The sequence below is a fragment of the Enterobacter sp. PL_is511 genome (assembly GCF_055816065.1).
In genome coordinates this window covers 95,201-120,477 of the sequence record NZ_JBVPGP010000014.1, presented here as the reverse complement: position 1 = coordinate 120,477, position 25,277 = coordinate 95,201, and the positions used below count along the sequence as shown (strand labels likewise).

At 57.2% G+C, this 25,277-nt stretch carries 20 protein-coding genes; 13 read left to right on the top strand and 7 right to left on the bottom strand.

What is annotated here, in order from left to right:
- Positions 1 to 55: 55 nt before the first annotated feature.
- The 4 genes from yrfG (at position 56) to pckA (ending at position 4,019) form a co-directional block, all read left to right on the top strand.
- Complete coding sequence (gene yrfG / locus AC0TN7_RS02510) at positions 56 to 739, top strand: GMP/IMP nucleotidase (RefSeq protein ID WP_032648326.1); 684 nt, start codon at positions 56 to 58, stop codon at positions 737 to 739.
- Positions 736 to 1,137, top strand: a complete 402-nt coding sequence (gene hslR, locus AC0TN7_RS02505) for a ribosome-associated heat shock protein Hsp15 (RefSeq protein ID WP_023333710.1) — start codon at positions 736 to 738, stop codon at positions 1,135 to 1,137. The genes yrfG and hslR overlap by 4 nt, the downstream gene beginning before the upstream one ends.
- A 17-nt stretch (positions 1,138 to 1,154) precedes the next feature.
- Positions 1,155 to 2,039, top strand: a complete 885-nt coding sequence (gene hslO / locus AC0TN7_RS02500) for an Hsp33 family molecular chaperone HslO (protein ID WP_161495995.1) — start codon at positions 1,155 to 1,157, stop codon at positions 2,037 to 2,039.
- 360 nt (positions 2,040 to 2,399) lie between these two features.
- Positions 2,400 to 4,019 (top strand): phosphoenolpyruvate carboxykinase (ATP), encoded by a 1,620-nt coding sequence (gene pckA / locus AC0TN7_RS02495; RefSeq protein ID WP_023309493.1) that lies wholly within the window; start codon positions 2,400 to 2,402, stop codon positions 4,017 to 4,019.
- Positions 4,020 to 4,085: 66 nt separating this feature from the next.
- On the opposite strand, the gene envZ is transcribed toward pckA, so the two are convergent.
- Entirely contained in the window at positions 4,086 to 5,432 is a 1,347-nt protein-coding gene (gene envZ / locus AC0TN7_RS02490; protein WP_023309494.1) for a two-component system sensor histidine kinase EnvZ, read from the bottom strand.
- Positions 5,429 to 6,148 carry an osmolarity response regulator transcription factor OmpR gene (gene ompR / locus AC0TN7_RS02485; RefSeq protein ID WP_001157751.1) on the bottom strand — a complete coding sequence of 240 codons (720 nt, stop codon included), beginning with the start codon at positions 6,146 to 6,148 and terminating at the stop codon, positions 5,429 to 5,431. The genes envZ and ompR overlap by 4 nt, the downstream gene beginning before the upstream one ends.
- A 228-nt stretch (positions 6,149 to 6,376) precedes the next feature.
- Here ompR and greB point away from each other — a divergent pair, with 228 nt between their 5' ends.
- From greB to feoC, 5 genes are all read left to right on the top strand, one after another.
- Positions 6,377 to 6,850 carry a transcription elongation factor GreB gene (greB, locus tag AC0TN7_RS02480; protein WP_014885539.1) on the top strand — a complete coding sequence of 158 codons (474 nt, stop codon included), beginning with the start codon at positions 6,377 to 6,379 and terminating at the stop codon, positions 6,848 to 6,850.
- Between the two features lie 86 nt (positions 6,851 to 6,936).
- The gene (locus AC0TN7_RS02475; protein ID WP_024907909.1) at positions 6,937 to 9,267 is read left to right on the top strand and encodes a Tex family protein; all 2,331 of its coding nucleotides are present in this window, start codon (positions 6,937 to 6,939) and stop codon (positions 9,265 to 9,267) included.
- Between the two features lie 287 nt (positions 9,268 to 9,554).
- Positions 9,555 to 9,782: a ferrous iron transporter A gene (feoA, locus tag AC0TN7_RS02470; RefSeq protein WP_024907908.1), complete on the top strand. Its 228-nt coding sequence runs from the start codon at positions 9,555 to 9,557 to the stop codon at positions 9,780 to 9,782.
- 30 nt (positions 9,783 to 9,812) lie between these two features.
- Positions 9,813 to 12,131, top strand: a complete 2,319-nt coding sequence (gene feoB, locus AC0TN7_RS02465) for a Fe(2+) transporter permease subunit FeoB (RefSeq protein WP_024907907.1) — start codon at positions 9,813 to 9,815, stop codon at positions 12,129 to 12,131.
- 12 nt (positions 12,132 to 12,143) lie between these two features.
- Entirely contained in the window at positions 12,144 to 12,380 is a 237-nt protein-coding gene (feoC, locus tag AC0TN7_RS02460) for a [Fe-S]-dependent transcriptional repressor FeoC (RefSeq protein WP_024907906.1), read from the top strand.
- A 33-nt stretch (positions 12,381 to 12,413) separates the two neighbouring features.
- Here feoC and AC0TN7_RS02455 read toward each other — a convergent pair whose 3' ends face one another.
- Both AC0TN7_RS02455 and bioH read right to left on the bottom strand, forming a co-directional pair.
- Positions 12,414 to 12,683: a YdgH/BhsA/McbA-like domain containing protein gene (locus AC0TN7_RS02455; RefSeq protein ID WP_024907905.1), complete on the bottom strand. Its 270-nt coding sequence runs from the start codon at positions 12,681 to 12,683 to the stop codon at positions 12,414 to 12,416.
- A 111-nt stretch (positions 12,684 to 12,794) separates the two neighbouring features.
- Positions 12,795 to 13,568 (bottom strand): pimeloyl-ACP methyl ester esterase BioH, encoded by a 774-nt coding sequence (bioH, locus tag AC0TN7_RS02450; RefSeq protein WP_024907904.1) that lies wholly within the window; start codon positions 13,566 to 13,568, stop codon positions 12,795 to 12,797.
- 36 nt (positions 13,569 to 13,604) lie between these two features.
- Between bioH and gntX the strand changes: the two genes are divergently transcribed.
- From gntX to gntT, 3 genes are all read left to right on the top strand, one after another.
- Positions 13,605 to 14,288 (top strand): DNA utilization protein GntX, encoded by a 684-nt coding sequence (gene gntX / locus AC0TN7_RS02445; protein WP_024907903.1) that lies wholly within the window; start codon positions 13,605 to 13,607, stop codon positions 14,286 to 14,288.
- Between the two features lie 61 nt (positions 14,289 to 14,349).
- Positions 14,350 to 14,925, top strand: coding sequence for a Fe-S biogenesis protein NfuA (gene nfuA / locus AC0TN7_RS02440; RefSeq protein ID WP_008503055.1), 576 nt, complete (start codon positions 14,350 to 14,352; stop codon positions 14,923 to 14,925).
- A gap of 316 nt (positions 14,926 to 15,241) precedes the next feature.
- Positions 15,242 to 16,558 (top strand): gluconate transporter, encoded by a 1,317-nt coding sequence (gntT, locus tag AC0TN7_RS02435; RefSeq protein ID WP_024907902.1) that lies wholly within the window; start codon positions 15,242 to 15,244, stop codon positions 16,556 to 16,558.
- Positions 16,559 to 16,668: 110 nt separating this feature from the next.
- Here gntT and malQ read toward each other — a convergent pair whose 3' ends face one another.
- Both malQ and malP read right to left on the bottom strand, forming a co-directional pair.
- Positions 16,669 to 18,747, bottom strand: a complete 2,079-nt coding sequence (gene malQ / locus AC0TN7_RS02430) for a 4-alpha-glucanotransferase (RefSeq protein WP_473701810.1) — start codon at positions 18,745 to 18,747, stop codon at positions 16,669 to 16,671.
- A 9-nt stretch (positions 18,748 to 18,756) separates the two neighbouring features.
- On the bottom strand, positions 18,757 to 21,150 hold the full coding sequence (gene malP / locus AC0TN7_RS02425; protein ID WP_024908894.1) for a maltodextrin phosphorylase: 2,394 nt from the start codon (positions 21,148 to 21,150) through the stop codon (positions 18,757 to 18,759).
- A 585-nt stretch (positions 21,151 to 21,735) separates the two neighbouring features.
- On the opposite strand from malP, the gene malT reads away from it, so the two are divergent.
- On the top strand, positions 21,736 to 24,441 hold the full coding sequence (gene malT / locus AC0TN7_RS02420; RefSeq protein WP_024908893.1) for an HTH-type transcriptional regulator MalT: 2,706 nt from the start codon (positions 21,736 to 21,738) through the stop codon (positions 24,439 to 24,441).
- A gap of 62 nt (positions 24,442 to 24,503) precedes the next feature.
- Here the strand turns inward: malT and AC0TN7_RS02415 are convergent, their stop codons facing one another.
- Complete coding sequence (locus AC0TN7_RS02415) at positions 24,504 to 25,262, bottom strand: DeoR/GlpR family transcriptional regulator (protein ID WP_008503060.1); 759 nt, start codon at positions 25,260 to 25,262, stop codon at positions 24,504 to 24,506.
- Between the last annotated feature and the right edge of the window lie 15 nt (positions 25,263 to 25,277).

Genomic DNA, 25,277 nt, shown 5'->3' with positions numbered 1-25,277 from the left:
GCGACAAGATGTGCTACCCTGTCGCGCACGTTTCTTCTGGCTGGAGTTCCCCCTTATGCACCTTGATATCGCCTGGCAGGAGGTTGATACCGTTCTGCTGGATATGGACGGCACGCTGCTCGATCTCGCCTTTGATAACTATTTCTGGCAAACGCTGGTTCCTGAAACCTATGGCGAGCAGCAGGGGATCTCCCCGACAGAAGCGCAGGCATTCATTCGTTCGCAATATAGCGCGGTCCAACATACGCTAAACTGGTACTGTCTTGACTACTGGAGCGAACGCCTCGGTCTGGATATTTGTGCCATGACCACCGCCCAGGGTCCACGCGCCGTATTGCGCGAGGATACGGTTCCGTTCCTGGATGCGCTGAAAGCAAGCGGCAAGCGCCGTATTTTACTGACCAACGCGCATCCACATAATCTGGCGGTGAAGCTGGAGCATACGGGTCTGGCGTCGCACCTTGATTTATTACTTTCCACCCACACATTTGGTTATCCGAAAGAGGATCAGCGGTTGTGGCATGCGGTGAAGGAAGAGACGGGTTTGCAGCCAGAACGTACGCTGTTCATTGATGACAGCGAGCCCATTCTGGATTCCGCGGCAAAGTTTGGCATCCGCTACTGTTTGGGCGTTACCAATCCTGACTCTGGCCTGGCTGAAAAAAGCTATCTGCGCCACCCTGGACTGAACGACTATCGCCAGATGATCCCCTCACTGACCGTGAAGGAGACGCCATGAAAGAAAAACCCTCTGACGGGGTAAGACTGGATAAATGGCTGTGGGCGGCGCGTTTTTATAAAACGCGCGCCCTTGCCCGCGAGATGGTTGACGGCGGAAAAGTGCATTACAACGGCCAGCGCAGCAAACCGAGCAAGCTGGTTGAGCTGAATGCCACCTTAACGCTGCGTCAGGGCAACGATGAACGTACGGTAGTGATTAAAGCCATTACCGAACAACGTCGACCCGCAACGGAAGCCGTACTGCTTTATGAAGAGACGGCGGAGAGCATTGAAAAGCGCGAGAAGACCGCGCTGGCGCGCAAAATGAACGCGCTGACGATGCCTCACCCGGACCGGCGACCGGATAAAAAAGAGCGCCGCGACCTGATGAAATTTAAACACGGTGAGACTGAATAACCTCACCCGCACGAGAGATGAAAATGGCCCAACACGACCAATTACACCGCTATCTGTTTGAACAATTCGCCGTGCGCGGCGAGCTGGTCACCGTATCTGAAACCTGGAAACAGATTCTGGAAAACCACAACTACCCGCTGCCGGTGAAGACCCTGTTGGGCGAACTGCTGGTTGCCACCAGCCTGCTGACGGCGACGCTGAAGTTTGCCGGTGATATCACCGTGCAGCTGCAGGGTGACGGCCCGATGACGCTGGCGGTCATCAACGGCAATAACCAGCAGCAGATGCGCGGCGTCGCGCGCGTTCAGGGCGACGTGCCTGAAAATGCAGACCTCAAAACGCTGGTGGGTAATGGCTACCTGGTGATCACCATCTCCCCTGAGGAAGGTGAGCGCTATCAGGGCGTGGTGGGTCTGGAAGGCGATACCCTGGCGGCCTGCCTGGAAGATTACTTCATGCGTTCTGAACAGCTGCCGACGCGTCTGTTCATCCGCACCGGTGAAGTGGACGGTCAGCCTGCTGCGGGCGGTATGCTGCTGCAGGTTCTGCCTGCGCAGGACGCACAGACCAATGACTTTGAGCACCTGGCGACGCTGACAGAAACCATCAAAGCGGAAGAGTTGTTCAACCTGTCAGCGACTGACGTGCTGTGGCGTCTGTACCACGAAGAAGAAGTGACCGTTTACGACCCGCAGTCCGTGGAATTTAAGTGCACCTGCTCCCGCGAACGCTGCGCTGGCGCACTGAAAACCCTCCCGGATGAAGAGATCGACAGCATCATGGCGGAAGACGGTGAAATTGATATGCACTGTGACTACTGCGGTACGCACTATGTGTTCAATTCAATGGATATCGCTGAGATCCGCAATAACGCCTCCCCGGCAGATCCTCAGGTTCACTAAACCTCTTTCCCCTCCCCCTATAACCCTCTCCCCTTTGAGGAGAGGGCTGGGGTGAGGGGTAAAAACTCCACCCAAGCTGAATCGTTTTCCCTATGTAACTCTTACGTAATTTTCTTACGTGTATGCGATTACATTCACATTCCTTCCGATAAAATCACCAGTCTTTAACCTTTTAGGAACATTTTCCCCACCCAAAAAGCGATTCCTGCGATAATCCGCCTGCGCTGTGACTGGAGTCGCAGCGTTTTCCGTTAGTAAGGGTTTTGTCCAGATGCATGAATCTATGAGCCCCGTCGCGGTAAACAACCCCAGAAAAACCCTACAATTTCAGGCAGTACATATTGGCTAAGGAGCAGTGATATGCGTGTTACTGGTTTAACCCCGCAAGATCTCAAGGCTTATGGTATTCACGACGTCCAGGAAATCGTCTACAACCCCGACTACGATACGCTGTATCAGGAAGAGCTCAATCCAGCACTGGAAGGATACGAGCGTGGTGTGTTGACGAATCTTGGTGCTATCGCCGTCGATACCGGTATCTTTACCGGTCGTTCGCCGAAAGATAAGTATATCGTCCGAGACGAAACCACCCGCGATACGCTGTGGTGGGCTGACAAGGGCAAAGGGAAGAACGACAACAAACCGCTCTCTCCGGAAACCTGGCAGCACCTGAAAGGGCTCGTCACCCATCAACTTTCCGGCAAGCGTTTGTTTATTGTCGACGCTTTCTGCGGCGCTAACGCCGACACCCGTCTCTCCGTACGTTTTATCACCGAAGTGGCCTGGCAGGCGCATTTCGTGAAAAACATGTTTATTCGTCCAACCGACGAAGAGCTGCAGGATTTCACCCCTGATTTCATCGTGATGAACGGCGCGAAATGCACCAACCCACAGTGGAAAGAGCAGGGTCTGAACTCCGAAAACTTTGTTGCCTTCAACCTGACCGAGCGTATCCAGCTGATCGGCGGTACCTGGTACGGCGGCGAAATGAAGAAAGGGATGTTCTCGGTCATGAACTACCTGCTGCCGCTGCGGGGCATTGCCTCCATGCACTGCTCGGCGAACGTCGGTGAAAAAGGCGACGTGGCGGTCTTCTTCGGCCTGTCCGGCACCGGGAAAACGACTCTGTCCACCGATCCTAAACGTCGTCTGATTGGCGATGACGAACACGGCTGGGATGACGATGGCGTATTCAACTTTGAAGGCGGCTGCTACGCGAAGACCATTCGCCTGTCTGAAGAGGCCGAGCCGGATATCTTCCACGCGATCCGTCGCGATGCGCTGCTGGAAAACGTCACCGTGCGTGCCGACGGCTCCATCGACTTCGACGATGCGTCGAAAACGGAAAACACCCGCGTCTCTTACCCGATCTACCACATCGACAATATCGTGAAGCCGGTGTCAAAAGCGGGTCATGCCACGAAGGTTATTTTCCTGACGGCGGATGCGTTCGGCGTACTGCCTCCGGTGTCTCGCCTGACGGCCAGCCAGACGCAGTACCACTTCCTCTCCGGTTTCACCGCCAAGCTGGCGGGTACCGAGCGCGGCGTGACGGAGCCAACCCCAACCTTCTCCGCCTGCTTCGGCGCGGCCTTCCTGTCGCTGCACCCGACGCAGTATGCTGAAGTGCTGGTGAAACGCATGCAGGCATCCGGCGCGCAGGCATACCTGGTGAACACCGGCTGGAACGGCACCGGCAAACGTATCTCGATCAAAGATACCCGCGCGATTATCGACGCTATTCTGGATGGTTCTCTGGACGACGCCGAAACCTTCACGCTGCCGATGTTTGACCTGGCGATCCCAACGTCGCTGCCGGGTGTGGATACGCATATCCTCGACCCGCGCAATACGTACGGTTCGCCGGAGCAGTGGCGTGAGAAAGCGGAATCGCTGGCGAAACTGTTTATCGAGAACTTCGAGAAGTACACCGATACTCCGGCGGGTGCTGCGCTGGTGAGTGCGGGTCCAAAACTGTAGTCCATGTCGGGTGGCGGCTTCGCCTTACCCGACCTACAAAAAAGGGTGGCGAATGCCACCCTTTTTTTAACTCTCTTTCACCTGCCCCCGCGTGACCGGTACCGGCAACCAGGCGCGAATGCTCAACCCACCCCGCTCGCTGGTGCCAATCTCCAGCAATCCGTTATGGTTATCGATAATACGCTGCACAATCGCCAGGCCTAAACCGGTTCCGCTGGTGCTGCGTGCGCTGTCACCGCGCACAAACGGCTGGAACAGATGCTTACGCTGCTCGGGCTTGATGCCCGGACCGTCGTCTTCCACCTGGAACCAGGCGCGGTTGAGTTCAGACCCGCTGCTGACCTTAATCCAGCCGTTGCCGTAGCGCGCCGCGTTGACCACCATGTTGGCGACCGCACGTTTGATCGAGAGCGGGTGCATACGTACCTGGATCTCGCCCGCCTGAAGGTCGGTATCGATCTCGCGCTCGTAGCCGCTTTCCGCCGCCACCACTTCACCCAGCACCGCGTTCAGATCCGCCATCTCCATCGGCATCTCCTGACCGGTGCGCAGGTAGTCGATGAACTGCTCGATGATGGCGTTACACTCTTCGATGTCCTTATTGATGGACTCGGCAAGATAACCGTCCTCTTCTCCCATCATTTCCGTCGCCAGACGGATACGCGTCAGGGGGGTGCGCAGATCATGGCTGACGCCCGCCATCAGCAGCGTACGGTCATCCGCCAGCTGCTTCACGCCTGCCGCCATATGGTTAAACGCGCGCGTCACCGAGCGGACTTCCGAGGCTCCATACTCGCGTAGCGGAGGAGGAATAATCCCTTTACCGACCTGCAGCGCAGCGTGCTCCAGGTCGACCAGCGGTCGGTTCTGTATACGGATAAATAGCCACGCGCCGCCTATCGCCAGCAGCATAATCGCCAGGGTGTAGCGGAACAGCGGCGAGAAGTCGCCCTGATGGATTTCGGTCAGCGGGACGCGCACCCAGATATTGGGTGACAGCCAGGTTTTCAGCCAGACGACGGGCGAGCTCTTGTTGACCTCAACGCGCACTTCCGTCGGGCCACCCAGTTGCTGCGCCATCTGCTGGCTGAGGAATTCATAGTGCTGCGCCCAGCGCAGGCCCGCGTCTTCCGCCGCTTCATTCGAGTAGAGCGAAATGCCCAGTTCACGGTAGATTTCACGGCGAAACGCCGGGGGAACGACGAGCTGCGTGCCGTCCTCCAGCTGCAGTTTATCGGTCATCAGCATACGGACTTCGTAGGCCAGGACCTTATTAAACTGCTGGAGGCTCGGCAGGATCGCAAAGTTCAGCACCACCAGATAGGTCGTCACCAGGCTGACGAACAGCAGGGTGACGATCAGTAACAGGGTGCGGGCAAACGAGCTACGCGGCGAGAAGCGCATTCGCCTCATGCTTTAGAGCCGTCCGGGACGAACACGTAGCCCAGACCCCATACGGTCTGAATATAACGAGGGTGCGCCGGATCTTCTTCCACCATGCGGCGCAGGCGGGAGATCTGCACGTCAATGGAGCGTTCCATTGCGGAGTATTCGCGACCGCGCGCCAGGTTCATCAGCTTGTCACGGGAAAGCGGTTCACGCGGGTGGCTGACCAGCGCTTTCAGGACCGCAAACTCGCCGCTGGTGAGCGGCATTGGCTCGTCTTCACGGAACATCTCGCGCGTACCGAGGTTCAGCTTGAACTTGCCGAAGGCGATGACGGCTTCTTCCTGCGACGGCGCGCCAGGCAGTTCGTTCGCCTGACGGCGAAGGACAGCGCGAATACGCGCCAGCAGTTCACGCGGGTTAAACGGTTTTGGAATATAGTCGTCGGCGCCGATTTCGAGGCCCACGATACGGTCAACTTCTTCTCCCTTCGCCGTCACCATGATGATCGGCATCGGGTTGCTCTGGCTGCGCAGACGGCGGCAGATAGAAAGCCCGTCTTCGCCAGGCAGCATCAGGTCGAGAACCATCAGGTGGAAAGATTCACGGGTCAGCAGACGGTCCATCTGCTCAGCGTTCGCGACGCTACGAACCTGGAAGCCCTGCTCGGTCAGATAACGTTCCAGCAGCGCACGCAGGCGCATGTCGTCATCCACGACCAGAATTTTGTAGTTCTCTTGCATTGTGTGTACTCCCAAAGGTTCGGATAGTCTTTGTAACAGCGTATTCTAAAAAAGTGCACGTATTCGACCAGCTAATTCTGGTATAAATTCTAGTCGAAATTGTTACAAAGCATATTTAACAGCAGCTTATCTGCTCATTTCATCACATAAATCATTATTAATCCTGTCTGTTACACTGTGTGGTACGTATTGTGCGCAAGACAGAAAACCGGCAGCAAAGGCTTTACCATGAAAACGCCCCTGATCACCCGCGAAGGGTATGAGAAGCTCAAAAAAGAGATGGATTACCTCTGGCGCGAAGAGCGTCCTGAGGTGACCAAAAAAGTGACCTGGGCCGCGAGCCTGGGCGATCGCAGCGAAAACGCTGACTACCAGTACAACAAAAAGCGGCTGCGCGAAATTGACCGCCGGGTTCGCTATCTGACGAAGTGCCTCGAGAATCTCAAAATTGTCGATTACTCCCCGCAGCAGGAGGGCAAAGTGTTCTTCGGCGCGTGGGTGGAGATTGAAAACGACGACGGTGACACCCTGCGCTTTCGCATTGTCGGCTACGATGAAATTTTTGGTCGTAAGGATTACATCTCCATCGACTCGCCGATGGCTCGCGCGCTGTTGAAAAAGGAAGTGGGCGATCTGGCCGTCGTGCAGACCCCAGCCGGCGAAGCCAGCTGGTACGTCAATGAGATCGTCTACGTAAAATAGTCCGAGAGCGCCCTCCCCGGCTGGCATTTTGCCGTGTCAGCCCGTATAACTATCCCCTGATTTTTGACCCACAAGATGATAAAGCCATGATGAAAGATTCGCTCTGCCGCATTATTGCGGGTGATATTCAGGCCAGAGCCGAACAGGTAGAAGCTGCCGTTCGCCTGCTTGATGAAGGGAACACCGTGCCATTTATTGCGCGCTATCGTAAGGAAGTCACCGGCGGTCTGGATGACACGCAGCTGCGTAACCTGGAAACCCGTCTCGGTTATCTGCGCGAACTGGAAGAACGTCGTCAGGCGATCCTCAAGTCCATCGGCGAACAGGGCAAGCTGACCAGCGAACTGGAAAGCGCCATCAATGGCACCCTGAGCAAAACCGAACTCGAAGACCTCTATCTGCCGTACAAGCCGAAGCGCCGCACGCGCGGACAGATTGCGATTGAAGCGGGTCTTGAGCCGCTGGCCGACCTGCTGTGGAACGAACCATCCCACGATCCGGATACCGAAGCGGCGAAATTCATCGACGCCGACAAAGGCGTAGCGGATACCAAGGCCGCCCTCGACGGCGCGCGCTATATTCTGATGGAGCGCTTCGCCGAAGACGCCGCCCTGCTCGCCAAAGTGCGTGATTACCTGTGGAAGAATGCCCACATCGTCTCTACCGTCGTCGCGGGTAAAGAGGAAGAAGGCGCGAAATTCCGCGACTACTTCGATCACCACGAACCGATCTCTACCGCCCCTTCCCACCGCGCGCTGGCGATGTTTCGCGGCCGCAACGAAGGCGTGCTGCAGCTCTCCCTGAACGCCGACCCGCAGTTTGACGAGCCGCCGAAAGAGAGCCACTGCGAGCAGATCATCATCGACCATCTTGGCCTGCGCCTGAACAACGCCCCGGCGGACAGCTGGCGCAAAGGCGTGGTGAGCTGGACCTGGCGCATCAAGGTGCTGATGCACCTCGAAACCGAGCTGATGGGCACCGTGCGCGAGCGTGCCGAAGATGAAGCGATTAACGTCTTCGCCCGTAACCTGCACGACCTGTTGATGGCCGCTCCTGCTGGCCTGCGCGCCACCATGGGTCTCGATCCGGGTCTGCGCACCGGTGTAAAAGTCGCTGTGGTTGACGGCACCGGCAAGCTGGTGGCTACCGATACCATTTATCCGCACACTGGCCAGGCAGCGAAAGCGGCCGTGGTAGTGGCGGCGCTGTGCGAAAAATACAACGTAGAGCTGGTTGCCATCGGCAACGGTACGGCCTCACGTGAGACCGAGCGTTTCTACCTCGACGTGCAGAAGCAGTTCCCGAAAGTGACGGCGCAGAAAGTGATCGTCAGCGAAGCGGGGGCATCCGTCTATTCCGCATCCGAGCTGGCGGCACAGGAGTTCCCGGACCTGGACGTTTCCCTGCGCGGTGCGGTCTCTATCGCTCGCCGCCTGCAGGATCCGCTGGCGGAGCTGGTGAAGATCGACCCGAAATCCATCGGCGTGGGCCAGTATCAGCACGACGTGAGCCAGACGCAGCTGGCGCGCAAGCTGGATGCTGTCGTGGAAGACTGCGTTAACGCCGTCGGCGTTGACCTGAACACCGCCTCCGTTCCGCTGCTGACCCGCGTGGCGGGCTTAACCCGCATGATGGCGCAGAACATCGTCGCCTGGCGTGACGAGAACGGCCAGTTCCAGAACCGTCAGCAGCTGCTGAAGGTGAGCCGTCTGGGGCCAAAAGCCTTTGAGCAGTGCGCGGGCTTCCTCCGCATCAACCACGGCGATAACCCGCTCGATGCCTCCACCGTTCACCCGGAAGCGTACCCTGTGGTGGAGCGTATTCTGGCCGCCACCCAGCAGGCGCTGAAAGATCTCATGGGCGACAGCAGCGCTCTGCGCAATCTGAAAGCCGTTGATTTCACCGATGACAAATTTGGTGTCCCAACCGTTACCGACATTATCAAAGAGCTGGAAAAGCCGGGCCGCGATCCGCGTCCTGAGTTCAAAACGGCGACCTTTGCTGACGGCGTGGAAACCATGAACGACCTGCTGCCCGGCATGGTGCTGGAAGGCGCGGTGACCAACGTCACCAACTTTGGCGCGTTTGTGGATATCGGCGTGCATCAGGACGGTCTGGTCCATATCTCCTCCCTTGCCGACAAGTTCGTTGAAGACCCGCACACCGTGGTCAAAGCGGGCGACATCGTGAAGGTCAAAGTGCTGGAAGTGGACCTGCAGCGCAAGCGTATCGCCCTGACCATGCGTCTGGACGAGCAGCCGGGTGACACCAACGCGCGCCGTGGCGGAAACGGCGGTGGCCGCGAGCAGCAGCGTCCAGCCGCGAAAGCGGCAAAACCGCGCGGACGTGATGCCCAGCCTGCAGGCAATAGCGCGATGATGGATGCGCTGGCGGCAGCGATGGGTAAGAAACGCTAAACCCTCACCCTAACCCTCTCCCCACAGGGGAGAGGGAATAATAATAATATCGTGCCGTAATATATGAAACCGATTGCATATCCATATTTAAACCACCAATTATCACCCCGTTAACAAATCCTCTCCTTTTCGTTTTCCAGGCATTTCAGCAAATATTGAGCAAGGTCAAAAAGGCCGTAAATTAATATCGCAAACAACATTCCGTCACAGTTTTAATATTGCTGATAAAAACTATTCTCATTATCATCCCATAGTAGATAATTTAACCTTTCGTGGAATCAGGCGTTATGCAATTCACTCCAGACAGTGCATGGAAGATTATCGGTTTTACCCGCGAAATTAGCCCGGCCTATCGGCAAAAGCTGCTGTCGCTGGGCATGCTGCCCGGCTCGTCATTCCAGGTCGTGCGTGTGGCGCCGCTAGGTGACCCGGTTCATATCGAAACCCGCCGCGTGAATCTGGTGCTGCGTAAGAAAGACCTCGCGTTAATAGAAGTCGAAGCCTTATCCCGATAACAAGCCAGCGGTTTCAGTGAGTCTAAAAAAATGAAAAAGTTAACTATTGGCTTAATTGGCAATCCTAATTCCGGCAAGACTACGCTTTTTAACCAGCTGACTGGAGCCCGCCAGCGCGTGGGCAACTGGGCGGGCGTGACGGTTGAGCGTAAAGAGGGCCAGTTCACGACAACGGACAATCAGGTAACGCTGGTCGACCTTCCCGGCACCTACTCCTTAACCACCATTTCGTCGCAAACCTCGCTCGATGAGCAGATTGCCTGCCACTATATTCTTGGCGGCGACGCGGACCTGCTGATCAACGTGGTCGACGCCTCCAATCTCGAGCGTAACCTTTATCTGACGCTGCAGCTGCTGGAGCTGGGGATTCCCTGCATCGTGGCGCTCAACATGCTCGATATCGCAGAGAAACAAAAGCTGCGCATCGACGTCGATGCCCTCTCCGCGCGCCTGGGGTGCCCGGTGGTTCCGCTGGTCTCGACGCGCGCGCGCGGTATTGATGCGCTGAAGCTGGCCATTGACCGTCACGCGGGTAATCGCGACATTGAGCTGGTGCATTACGCGCAGCCTCTCCTGCGTGAAGCCAACGTGCTGGCGCAGGAGATGGACAACAGCATGCCTGCGAAACAGCGCCTGTGGCTTGGACTGCAGATGCTGGAAGGGGATATCTACAGCCGCGCTTACGCCGGGCATGCGGCCGATAAGCTGGACGTGACGGTGGCCCGGCTTAGCGACGAGCTGGACGACCCGGCGCTGCACATCGCCGATGCCCGTTACCAGGCCATCGCCTCAATCTGCGACGTGGTCAGTAACGCCCTGACGGCAGAACCCAGCCGCTTTACGGCGGCGGTGGATAAGATTGTGCTTAACCGCTTCCTCGGTTTGCCCATCTTCCTGCTGGTGATGTACGTGATGTTCCTGCTCGCCATTAACATCGGTGGCGCGCTGCAGCCGATTTTTGACGCCGGTTCCGTCGCGGTCTTCGTCCACGGGATCCAGTGGGTGGGTTATACCCTGCACTTCCCGGAATGGCTCACCATCTTCCTCGCGCAGGGGATCGGCGGCGGTATCAACACCGTTCTGCCGCTGGTGCCGCAGATCGGCATGATGTACCTGTTCCTCTCGTTCCTGGAAGATTCCGGCTACATGGCGCGCGCCGCGTTCGTGATGGATCGTCTGATGCAGGCGCTGGGTCTGCCGGGTAAATCCTTCGTCCCGCTGATTGTCGGCTTCGGCTGTAACGTGCCGTCGGTGATGGGCGCGCGCACCCTGGATGCACCGCGTGAACGTCTGATGACCATTATGATGGCGCCGTTTATGTCCTGCGGTGCCCGCCTGGCAATCTTTGCGGTCTTTGCCGCAGCCTTCTTTGGCCAGCAGGGCGCGCTGGCGGTCTTCTCGCTGTATGTGCTGGGCATCGTGATGGCGATCCTCACCGGTCTGATGCTGAAGCACACCATCATGCGAGGTGAAGCGTCACCGTTTGTGATGGAGCTGCCGGTGTATCACGTGCCGCATCTGAAAAGCCTGGCGATCCAGACCTGGCAGCGCCTGAAAGGCTTTGTGCTGCGCGCCGGTAAAGTAATTGTCATCGTCAGCATTTTCCTGAGCGCGCTGAACAGCTTCACCCTCAGCGGGCAGGCGGCAGATAACATCAACGACTCTGCCCTCGCTTCCGTCAGCCGCGTCATCACGCCGGTCTTCAAACCGATTGGCGTGCATGAGGATAACTGGCAGGCAACCGTCGGGCTGTTCACCGGTGCGATGGCGAAAGAGGTGGTTGTCGGCACCCTGAACACGCTTTACACCGCTGAGAACATTCAGGAAAAGGAATTTAATCCAGCAGAGTTTCATCTCGGTCATGAGCTGCTGGGTGCCGTAGAGGAAACCTGGCAGAGCCTGAAGGACACCTTCAGCCTGAGCGTGCTGGCGAACCCGATTGAGGCCAGCAAAGGCGACGGCGAAATGGCGACGGGTGCCATGGGCGTGATGGGCGAGAAATTTGGCAGCGCGTCCGCGGCCTACAGCTACCTTATCTTCGTTCTGCTCTATATTCCGTGCATCTCCGTGATGGGGGCGATTGCCCGCGAGTCCAGCCGCGGCTGGATGGGCTTCTCCATCCTGTGGGGGTTAAATATTGCGTACTCGCTGTCGACGCTCTTTTATCAAACCGTTAACTTCAGTCAGCATCCGCGCTACAGTCTGGTCTGCATTCTCGCGGTTGTGCTGTTTAACGTGGTAGTGCTCGGTCTGCTGCGGCGGGCACGCAGCCGTGTCGATATCGACCTGCTGGCAAACCGTAAAACCGCCGCGACCTGCTGCAACAGCCCGGCGGGCGACTGCCACTAAGGAGTACACCACATGGCATCGTTGATTCAGGTTCGTGACCTGCTAGCGCTACAGGGGCGGATGGAGGCGAAACAGTTGAGCCTCAGCCTGCATACGCCGCAGCCGATGATCGATGCCATGCTGGAAAGACTGGAAGCCATGGGGAAAGCCGTGCGGATTCAGGAAGACGCGGACGGCTGTCTCTCCGGCAGTTGTAAAAGCTGTCCGGAAGGAAAGGCCTGCCTCAGGGAGTGGTGGGCACTGCGCTAGTAAAGCCAGGCATCGCTGCCCGGCTTTATCGTATTACTTGTAGACGTCCGCCGTTGCGCGTACGTTCTTCGTGTCTTTGTTTGCACTGGTTACCACGTAGTACGTCCCACCCAGTTCATCCGCTTTCTTCGACAGCTCTCTGCGAGCATCCATCGGCGCGGTAGTATCAGACGTAGAGATCTCACCAACTTTGGTCAGATTCATGCCGGCAACTTTATCTTTTTCCAGCTCTTTTGCCGCAAAGACGCCAAATGAAAGTGACCCAATAACCAGAGAAGTGACAATACCTGTAACAAGTTTCATAACCTGACTCTCCATAGGATTGTTGTTTTGATTATCGTAAGCAGAACAACCGCAACGACATCTGGAGTATGGTTGCGGTGTGTAACTTTTTCCAGGCTGGATAGAAAATAATCAGTCGAAACGTTGACTTAACGCAATGAGCGCTGAACAAAACTCCGCCGGATGAGAGATGAACGGGGCATGTGCAGCTTTGGCAACGATCTGCGATTCGCTGTTCGGCCAAAGTGAATCCAGGAGTGGAACCACCTTGCGCGGCACAATTCCGTCGAGGTAACCGTAGATACGCAGGTGCGGCAGCGTCAGGGCGGCCAGCGGCTCGCGCAGATCAACGGTTTTCAGGAGCTCAAGACCGCCATTAAGCACCTCAACCTCCGGCATCGGCAGCGACAGCACGGTCTGCTTCAGCGTGCGGGCATCCTTACGGGCGGTTTCAGTTCCCATCGTCTGCAGGGCGAGGAAGCGCTCTACGGTCCGCTGGAAATCTTCGCTCAGCTGCTGCTGGAATCCCGCCAGTACCTCGGGTTTTATCCCCGGCCACGCGTCCTGCGCGCTAAAACAGGGCGACGACGCCACCGTCACCAGCGCTTGTACGCGGTCTGGTCGCGACAGCGCAACCTGGCTCGCCACCAGCCCGCCCAGGCTCCAGCCCAGCCAGACAGCGTTTTGCGGCGCGGCGTCCAGAACCTGCTGCGCCATCTCATCAAGCGACAACGCGCCATATCCGCGGCTGCGGCCAAAGCCGGGTAAATCTACCAGATGCAGTGTGAAATGCGAGGCGAGTTCCTCACGTATGCAATGCCATATCTCCGCATTCAGGCCCCATCCGTGCAGCAGCACAAGATGGCAATTTCCTGTCCCTACAGTCTGCCACCACAGCGTCTTCATCAGTTACTGTTCTCTTTTTTCACATGGAGGTTGCACATGCTAACAGTACCTGGGTTGTGCTGGCTATGCCGAATGCCGCTGGCGCTCAGCGGGTGGGGCGTCTGCTCCGTCTGTACGCGTTCGCTGGAATGGCGTATCGGGATCTGTCCACAATGTGGTTTACCGGCCACAAATTCCTCTTTGCCCTGCGGCCGCTGCCTGAAGAAATCCCCGCCGTGGAGCGCGCTGGTGGCCGTGGATGATTATGTTCCACCGCTGAGCAGGCTGATTCACGCGCTGAAGTTTTCCGGGCAGAGCTCGCTTGCACCGCCCCTTGCCCGCCTGCTATTGCTGGCGGTTTTGCAGGCACGGCGTCATCGCGCACTGCCGAAAATTGACAGGGTGGTGAATGTCCCCTTATACCGACATCGGCACTGGCGGCGCGGCTATAACCAGAGTGACCTGATCTGCCGTCCCCTCGCCCGGTGGCTCGGCTGTCGGTATGATGCCAGCGCGCTGACGCGTGTTCATGCCACCGCCATCCAGCATCAGCTCAGCGCGCGGCTTCGCAAAAGAAATCTCAAAAATGCCTTTCGCCTTGAATTACCGGTCGACGGTCTCCATATCGCGATTGTGGATGATGTCGTCACCACGGGCAGTACCGTTGCTGAACTTTCCCGACTGCTTTTGCGAAGCGGCGCCGCGTCGGTTCAGGTATGGTGTCTGTGCCGTACCTTGTAGCCCTTCTTCAATGGGCGTATGATTATACCCAGGTAATTTAGTCAACTATTAGGCCAAAGCTATGATCCGTATTTCCGATTCTGCACAAGCGCACTTTGCCAAACTGCTGGCAAATCAGGAAGAAGGGACGCAGATCCGCGTGTTTGTGATTAATCCAGGCACTCCGAATGCAGAATGTGGTGTTTCTTATTGTCCTCCGGACGCTGTGGAAGCCACCGACACTGCCCTTAAATTTGAACAGCTCACCGCCTATGTTGATGAGCTGAGCGCACCGTATCTTGAAGATGCGGAGATCGACTTCGTCACCGATCAGCTGGGTTCTCAGCTGACCCTGAAAGCGCCGAACGCGAAAATGCGTAAAGTGTCTGACGATGCCCCGCTGATGGAGCGCGTCGAGTATCTGCTGCAATCCCAGATCAACCCACAGCTGGCGGGCCACGGCGGCCGTGTTTCCCTGATGGAAATCACCGACGAAGGTTTTGCCATTCTGCAGTTTGGCGGCGGTTGTAACGGTTGTTCAATGGTCGATGTCACCCTGAAAGAAGGGATCGAGAAGCAGCTGCTGAACGAGTTCCCGGAACTGAAAGGCGTGCGTGACCTGACCGAACACCAGCGCGGCGAGCACTCCTACTACTGATTCAGTGCCCGTCTGTATTGCCCGGTGGCGCTGCGCTTACCGGGCCTACAAAACCCTGCCCCCCCTCTTCGTTCCCCTCTATATGTTGACCTGCGTCTCATAATTCACATTTTGCCTGCCAGGGTGATTCTCAATCACGTCATGTTACCCGTATCATTCTCATGGGCACTAAGCACACTCATAACAGCCGACTAAACTTAATGGTTTCCAAGGCATCAGTATTAGTGCCGTTACTTCTCTGTTCCCAGTTGGGACAATCGGAATGTGTCGTTGAAACAATGACGTTACCCATAACAATTCAAAGGCCAGGTAAATCATGCCATTAGTCATCGTTGCTATCGGTGTTGTGTTATTACTGCTCTTGATGATCCGTTTCAAAATGAACGGATTTATCGCTCTGGTTCTGGTGGCACTTGCAGTCGGTCTGATGCAGGGTATGCCGCTGGTTAAAGTTATCAGTTCCATCAAAGCCGGTGTCGGCGGCACGCTCGGCAGCCTGGCGTTGATCATGGGCTTCGGCGCTATGCTCGGTAAAATGCTGGCGGACTGTGGTGGCGCCCAGCGTATTGCTACCACGCTTATCGACAAATTTGGTAAGAAGAATATTCAATGGGCAGTGGTGTTAACCGGTTTTACCGTCGGTTTCGCGCTGTTCTATGAAGTGGGCTTCGTGCTGATGCTGCCGCTGGTGTTCACCATCGCGGCTGCCGCGAGCATCCCGCTGCTGTATGTTGGTGTGCCGATGGCTGCGGCGCTGTCCGTGACCCACGGCTTCCTGCCGCCGCACCCGGGTCCAACCGCTATCGCGACCATCTTCCACGCGGATATGGGTAAAACCCTGCTGTTCGGTACGATTCTGGCGATCCCGACGGTGATTCTGGCAGGCCCGGTTTATGCCCGCTTCCTGAAGGGCATTGATAAGCCAATCCCGGAAGGTCTGTACAGCGCCAAAACCTTCACCGAAGAAGAGATGCCTGGTTTTGGCGTCAGCGTCTGGACCTCTCTGGTACCGGTGATCCTGATGGCAATGCGTGCCGTGGCAGAGATGATCCTGCCGAAAGGTCATGCGTTCCTGTCCGTTGCGGAATTCCTGGGTGACCCGGTGATGGCAACGCTGATCGCAGTGCTGATCGCGATGTTCACCTTCGGTCTTAATCGCGGCCGTTCAATGGATCAGATCAACGACACGCTGACCTCTTCCATCAAAATCATTGCCATGATGCTCCTGATCATCGGCGGTGGCGGTGCATTCAAGCAGGTTCTGGTCGACAGCGGCGTGGACAAATACATCGCGGCCATGATGCATGAAACCAACGTGTCGCCGCTCCTGATGGCCTGGTCTATCGCTGCCGTGCTGCGTATTGCCCTGGGCTCTGCGACCGTTGCGGCGATTACCGCAGGCGGTATCGTTGCTCCGCTGATTGCCACCACGGGCGTGAGCCCTGAGCTGATGGTTATCGCCGTCGGTTCCGGTAGCGTGATTTTCTCTCACGTTAACGACCCGGGCTTCTGGCTGTTCAAGGAGTACTTCAACCTGACGATCGGTGAAACCATCAAGTCCTGGTCCGCGCTGGAAACCATTATTTCGGTGTGCGGTCTGGTCGGGGTGCTGCTGCTCAATATGGTGGTCTGATGCCATAAGTCGGGTGGCGGCTTCGCCTTACCCGACCTACTCGATACATGTAGGCCCGGTAAGCGCAGCGCCACCGGGCAATAAAAAACCCGCCACTGGCGGGTTTTTTATCACTTCTTACCGGCTGCTTTTCGCCGCTTATCCAAATCCTTGATCAGCCTGTTCACCCCGTCATTGGCAAACATCGCCTCAAGCGTGGTGGACAGCTTACGACGCCAGTTCTTGTACTGATAGCTGGTGCCCGGAATGTTCACCGGCTCCGCCATATCAATCCAGTCTTCCGGCTGCAGGCCCAGCAGGGCGCTATTGCTGTCGGCAATATAGCGCTGCAAACCGCGGTTGAGTGTCGCAGTCATCGCCATCAGCGACGCTTTATGCCCGGCGCGCTTCGGCAGACAGCCATGCTTATGCAGCGCATCCAGCAGCCCCTGTTTGGAGAGCTCGCGATCCTGATAAAGACCGCGTAACACCTCTTCGTCAGGATACAGGCCCAGCGTTTTGCCAAGGGTCAGATCGCCGCTTTCCCAATAGCCACGAAGCGTAGGAAGGTCATGCGTCGTCGCGACTGCCATTGACTGTTCAGGGTACGCTTGCGGCGCGCGGAAGGTTTTCTCATGGTCGTTTTCAAAATAGAGCACTTTATAGGAGTAGACGCCGCTGTCGCGGAGCTTGCTGACAATTTCCACCGGCACGGTACCGAGATCTTCACCGATCACCATGCACTGGTGACGCTTGCTTTCCAGCGCCAGGATCGACAGCAGATCGTCAACCGGGTACTGCACGTACGCCCCGTGATCCGCCGTTTCACCGTACGGGATCCACCACAGGCGCAGCACGGACATCACGTGGTCGATACGCAACGCGCCGCAGTTCTGCATGTTCGCGCGCAGCAGGTCGATGAACGGCTCGTAGGCGCGCGCCGCCATGACGTGCGGATCCATCGGCGGTAATCCCCAGTTCTGGCCCAGCGGGCCCAGGATATCCGGTGGTGCCCCCACGGAGGCCTTCAGGCAGTACAGCTCACGGTCGCACCAGGTTTCCGCGCCGCCTTCCGCCACGCCCACGGCCAGGTCACGGTACAGGCCAATCGGCATTTTATAGCCCTGGCTCACCTGCCAGCAGGCGGCAAACTGGCTGTACGCCAGCCACTGCAGCCACAGGTAGAAGTCCACTTCATCGGCATATTTTTTACAGAACGCTTTCACGTCCGGCGTGTCGACGGATTGATACGCTTCAGGCCAGACCGGCCAGCCCCAGCGCATTTCGTCCTCTTTCACCTGATACGCGTGCAGCGCATCAAACGCCGCCTGCCAGTACAGGCTCTCGCCCTCCTGCGTCACAAACTGACGGAACGCGGCCATCTGCTCGTCGTCACGCTGCGAAAAGCCTTTCCACGCCAGGCGCAGCGCGGCCATTTTCAGCGCCGTGACGGTGGAATAGTCCACCCAGTCTGCGTCGCGCGCCTGCTTCAGTGCCTGCTGCGTGGTGCTAAGTTTCCACCACGCCTGCGCCTCTTTGCTGTTTTTGAAGTCATCTAAGGCGTTAACGTCGATATAAATCACGTTCAGCCAGCGACGGGACGACGGGCTATACGGGCTGGCGCTCTCCGGGTTGGCGGGATAAAGCGCGTGGATCGGGTTGAGGCCGATAAACGCGCCGCCGCGCTCGCCCACGGATGCCAGCATGTTCTTCAGATCGCCAAAATCACCGATGCCCCAGTTGCTGTCGGAACGCAGGGTGTAGAGCTGCACGCAGGCGCCCCACAGCTTTTTGCCTTCAAGCAGCGCCTGCGGCTCGTAGCAGCGTTTTGGCGCGACGATCACCCGGCAGTGGAAACGCCGATCGTCCTGGGTGAGCGTGAGGGTGTGATAGCCCTCCGGCAGCTTCGCCGGAAGGTTTAACGTTTTGCCGCCGGTGGCGTGACCTTTGTGCTGATGCCCCTCTTCGGTGGTCAGCAGCCAGCTAAACTCGCCGCGCCCCTCCACCGCCAGCGGCATCTTTTTGCCTGCGGTGAATACCTTCACGTTCGGCACCGGCGCACCCGACGCTTTCGCGTCGGTTTTGTGCATAGCGTCCAGCAAACGTCTTTTGGTGTCGGCGCCAATAGACTGCGGTTTGCCGTGAGCATTAATGTAACTGAGGCTGATCCCCGCCGCCTGCGCGGCGCTGTCCAGACGTTTACTCTCCATCGCGCTTCCTTAGCGTTTTGCCTGCCAGATACGGGCCTGATAATCACGGATTGAACGGTCAGAGCTGAACATACCGCAGCGGGCGGTGTTCAGGATGCACGCCCGGGTCCACGCCTCCTGATCGCGATAGAGCACGTCGACCTGCTTTTGCGCTTCGACATAGGCCGTGAAGTCCGCCATCACCAGATACGGGTCACCGCCGTGTTTGTCCATGCTGTGCAGCATCTGGTCAAACGCGTGCTTGTCGCCGTCGCTGTATTTACCGCTTTCCAGCTCCTTCAGCACCGCATCAAGCACTTTGTCTTTCTTACGCCATTTCACCGGGTCATAGCCTTTGGCCTTGATGGCTTTCACCTCTTCCACGGTATGGCCGAAGATAAAGATATTCTCTTCCCCCACCTTCTCGGCGATTTCGACGTTGGCCCCGTCGAGCGTACCGACGGTAAGCGCGCCGTTCAGCGCCAGCTTCATGTTGCCGGTACCGGACGCTTCTTTCCCTGCGGTAGAGATCTGCTCGGAGATATCCGCCGCCGGGATCAGCATTTCAGCCGCCGAGACGCAGTAATCCGGCAGGAACACCACCTTCAGCTTGTCGCCCACTTTCGGATCGCTGTTGATCGCCGCCGCCACTTTATTGATGGCGAGGATGATGTTTTTCGCCAGGTAGTAGCCCGGCGCCGCTTTCGCACCGAACAGGAACACGCGCGGCACGCGGTCGGCCTGCGGGTTCTCGCGGATCTCTTTGTATAGCGCCAGAATGTGCAGCAGGTTCAGGTGCTGGCGTTTGTACTCGTGCAGACGTTTGATCTGGATATCGAAAATCGCATTCGGGTTGATCTCAATCCCGGTACGCATTTTCACGAACTCCGCCAGGCGAACCTTGTTCTCCAGCTTGATCGCACGGTACTGCTCGCGGAATTTCGCGTCGTCGGCCTGTTTTTCCAGGTTGATGAGCTGGTCCAGATCGTTGGCCCACTCTTTCTTCAGGGTCTTGTCCAGCAGGCCGGCCAGCAGCGGGTTGCACTGCTTGATCCAGCGACGCGGCGTGATGCCGTTGGTCACGTTGTGGAATTTGGTTGGCCACAGCTGGTGGTATTCAGGGAACAGATCTTTCACCACCAGATCCGAGTGTAGCGCCGCCACGCCGTTCACCGCAAAGCCGCTGACTACGCACATGTTTGCCATGCGCACCTGCTTATCGTGAACCACCGCCAGCTTCGCCCAGACCGCTTTGTTGCCCGGCCAGGTTTTATCCACGAGCTTTTTAAACTGGTCGTTAATCTTGTTGATGATCTGCATGTGGCGCGGCAGCAGCGCTTTCACCAGCTTCTCATCCCAGCACTCGAGCGCTTCCGGCATTAGGGTGTGGTTCGTGTAGGCAAAGGTACGGCTGGTGATGGCCCAGGCGTCATCCCAGCTCAGCTGATGCTCGTCGATCAGCACGCGCAGCAGTTCCGGGATCGCAATCGTCGGGTGCGTGTCGTTGAGCTGAATCACTTCGAAGTCCGGCAGCTGCGCCAGCTTGCGGCCCGCCAGGTGATGGCGACGCAGAATATCCGCCACGGAGCAGGCGCACTGGAAGTACTGCTGCATCAGGCGCAGCTTTTTACCGGCCAGGTGGTTGTCGTTCGGATAGAGGACTTTGGTCAGCTTCTCGGCGTCGATACCCTGCTGCTCGGCGCGCAAGAAATCGCCGTCGTTGAATTTGGTCAGGTTAAACGGATGGGCGTGCTTCGCCTGCCACAGACGCAGCGGCTGCGCCACGCCGTTACGGTAGCCAAGCACCGGCAGATCCCAGGCTTCACCGGTGATGGTAAACGCTGGCTCCCAGAGCCCCTGCTTTGTCACTTTCCCGCCAATGCCAACCTGCACATCCAGCTGCGCGTTGTGACGGAACCACGGATAGGTATTGCGATGCCAGTCGTCCGGTGCTTCCATCTGATGTCCGTCGGCAAACGACTGACGGAACAGGCCGTACTGGTAGTTCAGGCCGTAGCCAATCGCCGACTGGCCGACTGTCGCCATGGAGTCCAGGAAACAGGCCGCCAGACGTCCCAGGCCGCCGTTGCCCAGCGCCGGGTCAATCTCTTCTTCCAGCAGGTCGGTCAGGTTAATGTCGTGCTCTTTCAGCACATCACCGACTTCCTGATACCAGCCGAGGTTCAACAGGTTGTTGCCCGTCAGACGGCCAATCAGGAACTCCATTGAAATGTAGTTTACATGGCGCTGGCCTTTTACCGGTTTTGCCAGGGGTTGAGCATCCAGCTGCTCTGCGAGCGCACCGCTCACTGCCTGCCACCACTGGTGAGGCGTCATTTCGTTTGCAGCATGAAGGCCAAAACGCTGCCACTGACGCGTCAGGGCAGCCTGGAATTGAGCTTTGTTGAAGGTAGGCTGTGACATAGGGGATCGGCATCCTTTAGAAAGAAAACACAAGTTGGCGCTAGTGTGCCTGGCTCATTTCCCCTCTTCCTCCTCCCGTGGGGGATTAGACAGGGAGGAGTAGCGGGGATGAGCAGAAAAGTGTGATCGAGGCCACTCTCAGAGCATAGTTCGAGTGTGCCCGGAAGATAAAAAAGTAACCGAGGATAATGTCAAAGAAATGAAATGCAGTTTCGGGTGAAATCAAACCCCACCGAAATAATTACTTACGTAGAATAATATTTCTGCAATCGGGTAATCGCTAAGGAGATTATTAATCTCCCTTAACTTTACCAGCAGTATATTAAATTTGACGTCACTATCCCTTTCTGAAACCAGTTTCAGCGCAGCGGTAACCAGTACAGACAAGCCAGCAGTGACGCGGCGTCAAAGACCTTTCCAGAAAGTTCCATCTTCTTCCTGAATGTTTTGTGACAGAGTGCAAATTCACAGCCACCAAATCCAGACATAACTTGCAATAGTTAACTTATTGGCCGACCTTATATCCATTAATTACGAAGCGCAAAAAAAATAAAATCTCTCGTTCCCCACAGTGAAGTGAAACCTATGTTGATTCCGTCTAAATTAAGTCGCCCGGTTCGCCTTGACCATACAGTGGTCCGCGAACGTCTGTTGGCTAAACTTTCCGGCGCGCATAATTTCCGACTGGCGCTGGTTACGAGCCCTGCAGGTTATGGAAAAACAACGCTCATTTCGCAATGGGCCGCAGGTAAGAGCGATCTTGGCTGGTACTCCCTCGATGAGGGCGATAACCAGCAAGAGCGTTTTGCCAGCTATCTGATTGCTGCCATACAGCAAGCCACCCATGGACACTGCGTCGCCAGTGAGATGATGGTGCAAAAGCGCCAGTATGCCAGCTTGTCCTCCCTTTTCTCTCAGCTGTTTATCGAACTGGCCGAATGGCATCGCCCGCTTTACGTGGTGATTGATGATTACCATCTCATCACTAACCCGGTGATTCATGAATCGATGCGTTTCTTCCTGCGCCATCAGCCGGAAAACCTGACTTTAGTCGTGCTGTCACGCAACCTGCCGCAGCTGGGTATTGCCAACCTGCGCGTGCGCGATCAGCTTCTGGAAGTGGGCAGCCAGCAGTTGGCCTTTACCCACCAGGAAGCAAAACAGTTCTTTGACTGCCGCCTGACCTCACCGATTGAGGCCGCCGAAAGCAGCCGTCTGTGTGATGACGTTGCGGGCTGGGCCACGGCGCTGCAGCTTATCGCCCTCTCTGCCCGGCAAAACAACAGTCCGGCGCATCAGTCTGCGCGGCGTCTGGCGGGCATCAACGCCAGCCACCTTTCTGACTACCTGGTGGACGAGGTGCTGGACAGCGTCGATCCCTCGACGCGTAATTTCCTGCTGAAAAGCTCTCTGCTGCGTTCCATGAATGATGCGCTCATCGTGCGGGTGACGGGCTGTGAAAACGGTCAGCTGCAGCTCGAAGAGATTGAACGTCAGGGCCTTTTCCTGACGCGCATGGACGATCCGGGCGAGTGGTTTAGCTATCACCCGCTGTTTGGTAGCTTCCTGCGCCAGCGCTGTCAGTGGGAAATGGCGGTTGAACTCCCGGAGATTCACCGTGCCGCCGCTGAAGGCTGGATGGCACAAGGTTTCCCGAGCGAGGCCATCCACCACGCGCTGGCCGCCGGTGATGCCAGCATGCTGCGCGATATCCTCCTCAACCATGCATGGGGCCTGTTTAACCACAGCGAACTGACGCTGCTGGAAGAGTCCCTCAAAGCCCTGCCGTGGGAAAGCCTGCTGGAGAACCCGCGTCTGGTGCTGCTGCAGGCCTGGCTGATGCAGAGCCAGCATCGTTACAGCGAAGTGAACACCCTGCTGGCGCGCGCCGAGCAGGAGATGGAAAGCGAAATGGATACCACCCTGCACGGCGAGTTCAACGCGCTGCGCGCTCAGGTGGCCATTAACGACGGCGACCCGGACGAAGCTGAACGGCTGGCGATGGTCGCGCTGGATGAACTGCCGCTGGCTAACTTCTACAGCCGCATCGTGGCGACCTCGGTGCACGGCGAAGTGCTGCACTGCAAAGGCGATCTCACGCGTTCACTTTCACTGATGCAGCAAACCGAGCAGATGGCGCGTCGTCATGATGTCTGGCACTACGCGCTGTGGAGCCTGATCCAACAGAGTGAGATTTTATTCGCGCAGGGGTTCCTGCAGGCCGCCTGGGAAAACCAGGAAAAAGCGTTCCAGCTGATTCGTGAACAGCATCTGGAACAGCTGCCGATGCACGAGTTCCTGTTGCGTATTCGCGCTCAGCTGCTGTGGGCATGGTCGCGTCTGGATGAAGCAGAAAGCTGCGCCCGTCAGGGTGTAGACGTGCTCTCCAGCTTCCAGCCGCAGCAGCAGCTGCAGTGCCTGGCGCTGCTGGTGCAGTGCTCGCTGGCGCGCGGCGATCTCGATAACGCCCGCAACCATCTGAACCGCCTGGAGAACCTGCTCGGCAACGGCCAGTATCATAGCGACTGGGTATCGAACGCCGATAAGGTTCGGGTGATTTACTGGCAGATGACCGGCGATAAAAAATCCGCCGCCAACTGGCTGCGTCAGACGCCAAAACCGGAATTTGCTAACAACCACTTCCTGCAGAGCCAGTGGCGCAACATTGCCCGCGCGCAGATCCTGCTCGGTGATTTAGAGCCCGCAGAGATTGTCCTGGAAGAGCTGAACGAGAACGCGCGCAGCCTGCGCCTGATGAGCGACCTGAACCGCAACCTGCTGCTGCAGAACCAGCTCTACTGGCAGGCGGGTCGTAAAAATGATGCCCAGCGCGTGCTGCTGGAGGCGCTGCAACTGGCTAACCGCACCGGGTTTATCAGCCACTTTGTGATTGAAGGTGAAGTGATGGCGCAGCAGCTGCGTCAGCTTATTCAGCTCAACACGCTGCCGGAGCTAGATCAACATCGCGCCCAGCGTATTCTGCGCGAGATTAACCAGCATCATCGGCACAAGTTCGCGCACTTTGATGAGAACTTCGTTGAACGTCTGCTGAACCACCCGGAAGTGCCGGAGCTTATTCGCACCAGCCCGCTCACCCAGCGCGAATGGCAGGTTCTGGGGCTGATCTATTCAGGTTACAGCAATGAGCAGATTGCCGGTGAGCTTGCGGTGGCGGCGACCACCATCAAAACGCATATCCGCAACCTGTACCAGAAGCTGGGCGTGGCGCATCGTCAGGATGCGGTACAGCATGCACAGCAGCTGTTGAAGATGATGGGGTACGGAGTTTAGGTTTTGTGCGGCCTGATGCCCTAACCTCGACCCTCTCCCACAGGGAGAGGGAGAACGGCTTTTCAACACAACTCTAACTGCAAATTATTATCTTTAATCACCTGCATCACGCCCGCCGGCGGCATCACGTCGGTGTAGACCGCATCCACCATGCTGATGCTGCCCATGTTCACCATCGCGTTACGGCCAAACTTCGAATGGTCTACCACCAGCATCACGTGGCGCGAGTTTTCAATGATAGCGCGCTTGGTGCGCACCTCGTGGTAATCAAACTCCAGCAGCGAGCCGTCGCTGTCGATGCCGCTGATCCCCAGAATGCCGAAGTCGAGGCGGAACTGAGAGATAAAATCGAGGGTCGCTTCGCCGATAATCCCGCCGTCGCGGCTGCGCAGTTCGCCGCCCGCGAGGATGATGCGGAAATCGTCTTTCTGCATCAGGGTATTGGCCACGTTCAGGTTGTTGGTGACCACGCGCAGGTTCTCGTGATCCAGCAGGGCATGGGCGACCGCTTCCGGCGTGGTGCCGATATCAATAAACAGCGTTGCCCCGTTTGGGATCTGGCTGGCGACCTTGCGGGCAATACGCTCTTTCTCCGCCGTCTGCGTGGCTTTACGGTCGTGCCAGGAGGTGTTAACCGAGCTGGACGGCAGCGCCGCGCCGCCGTGGTGGCGAAGAATACGGTTCTGATCGGCCAGGTCGTTCAGGTCACGACGGATGGTTTGTGGGCTGACGGCAAACTGCTCCACCAGCTCTTCGGTGCTGACGTATCCCTGTTTTTTTACCAGTTCGATAATGGCGTCATGACGTTGTGTTTGTTTCATCAATTATCCCTGAGA

Bases quoted from the DNA above. Each gene is read 5' to 3' on its own strand.
- malP (WP_024908894.1), bottom strand. From the start codon at position 21,150: ATGTCACAGCCTACCTTCAACAAAGCTCAATTCCAGGCTGCCCTGACG.
- bioH (WP_024907904.1), bottom strand. From the start codon at position 13,568: ATGAAGACGCTGTGGTGGCAGACTGTAGGGACAGGAAATTGCCATCTT.
- feoC (WP_024907906.1), top strand. From the start codon at position 12,144: ATGGCATCGTTGATTCAGGTTCGTGACCTGCTAGCGCTACAGGGGCGG.
- hslO (WP_161495995.1), top strand. From the start codon at position 1,155: ATGAAAATGGCCCAACACGACCAATTACACCGCTATCTGTTTGAACAA.
- greB (WP_014885539.1), top strand. From the start codon at position 6,377: ATGAAAACGCCCCTGATCACCCGCGAAGGGTATGAGAAGCTCAAAAAA.
- malQ (WP_473701810.1), bottom strand. From the start codon at position 18,747: ATGGAGAGTAAACGTCTGGACAGCGCCGCGCAGGCGGCGGGGATCAGC.
- hslR (WP_023333710.1), top strand. From the start codon at position 736: ATGAAAGAAAAACCCTCTGACGGGGTAAGACTGGATAAATGGCTGTGG.
- AC0TN7_RS02455 (WP_024907905.1), bottom strand. From the start codon at position 12,683: ATGAAACTTGTTACAGGTATTGTCACTTCTCTGGTTATTGGGTCACTT.
- gntX (WP_024907903.1), top strand. From the start codon at position 13,605: ATGCTAACAGTACCTGGGTTGTGCTGGCTATGCCGAATGCCGCTGGCG.
- malT (WP_024908893.1), top strand. From the start codon at position 21,736: ATGTTGATTCCGTCTAAATTAAGTCGCCCGGTTCGCCTTGACCATACA.
- envZ (WP_023309494.1), bottom strand. From the start codon at position 5,432: ATGAGGCGAATGCGCTTCTCGCCGCGTAGCTCGTTTGCCCGCACCCTG.
- AC0TN7_RS02475 (WP_024907909.1), top strand. From the start codon at position 6,937: ATGATGAAAGATTCGCTCTGCCGCATTATTGCGGGTGATATTCAGGCC.
- pckA (WP_023309493.1), top strand. From the start codon at position 2,400: ATGCGTGTTACTGGTTTAACCCCGCAAGATCTCAAGGCTTATGGTATT.
- AC0TN7_RS02415 (WP_008503060.1), bottom strand. From the start codon at position 25,262: ATGAAACAAACACAACGTCATGACGCCATTATCGAACTGGTAAAAAAA.
- feoA (WP_024907908.1), top strand. From the start codon at position 9,555: ATGCAATTCACTCCAGACAGTGCATGGAAGATTATCGGTTTTACCCGC.
- feoB (WP_024907907.1), top strand. From the start codon at position 9,813: ATGAAAAAGTTAACTATTGGCTTAATTGGCAATCCTAATTCCGGCAAG.
- gntT (WP_024907902.1), top strand. From the start codon at position 15,242: ATGCCATTAGTCATCGTTGCTATCGGTGTTGTGTTATTACTGCTCTTG.
- nfuA (WP_008503055.1), top strand. From the start codon at position 14,350: ATGATCCGTATTTCCGATTCTGCACAAGCGCACTTTGCCAAACTGCTG.
- yrfG (WP_032648326.1), top strand. From the start codon at position 56: ATGCACCTTGATATCGCCTGGCAGGAGGTTGATACCGTTCTGCTGGAT.
- ompR (WP_001157751.1), bottom strand. From the start codon at position 6,148: ATGCAAGAGAACTACAAAATTCTGGTCGTGGATGACGACATGCGCCTG.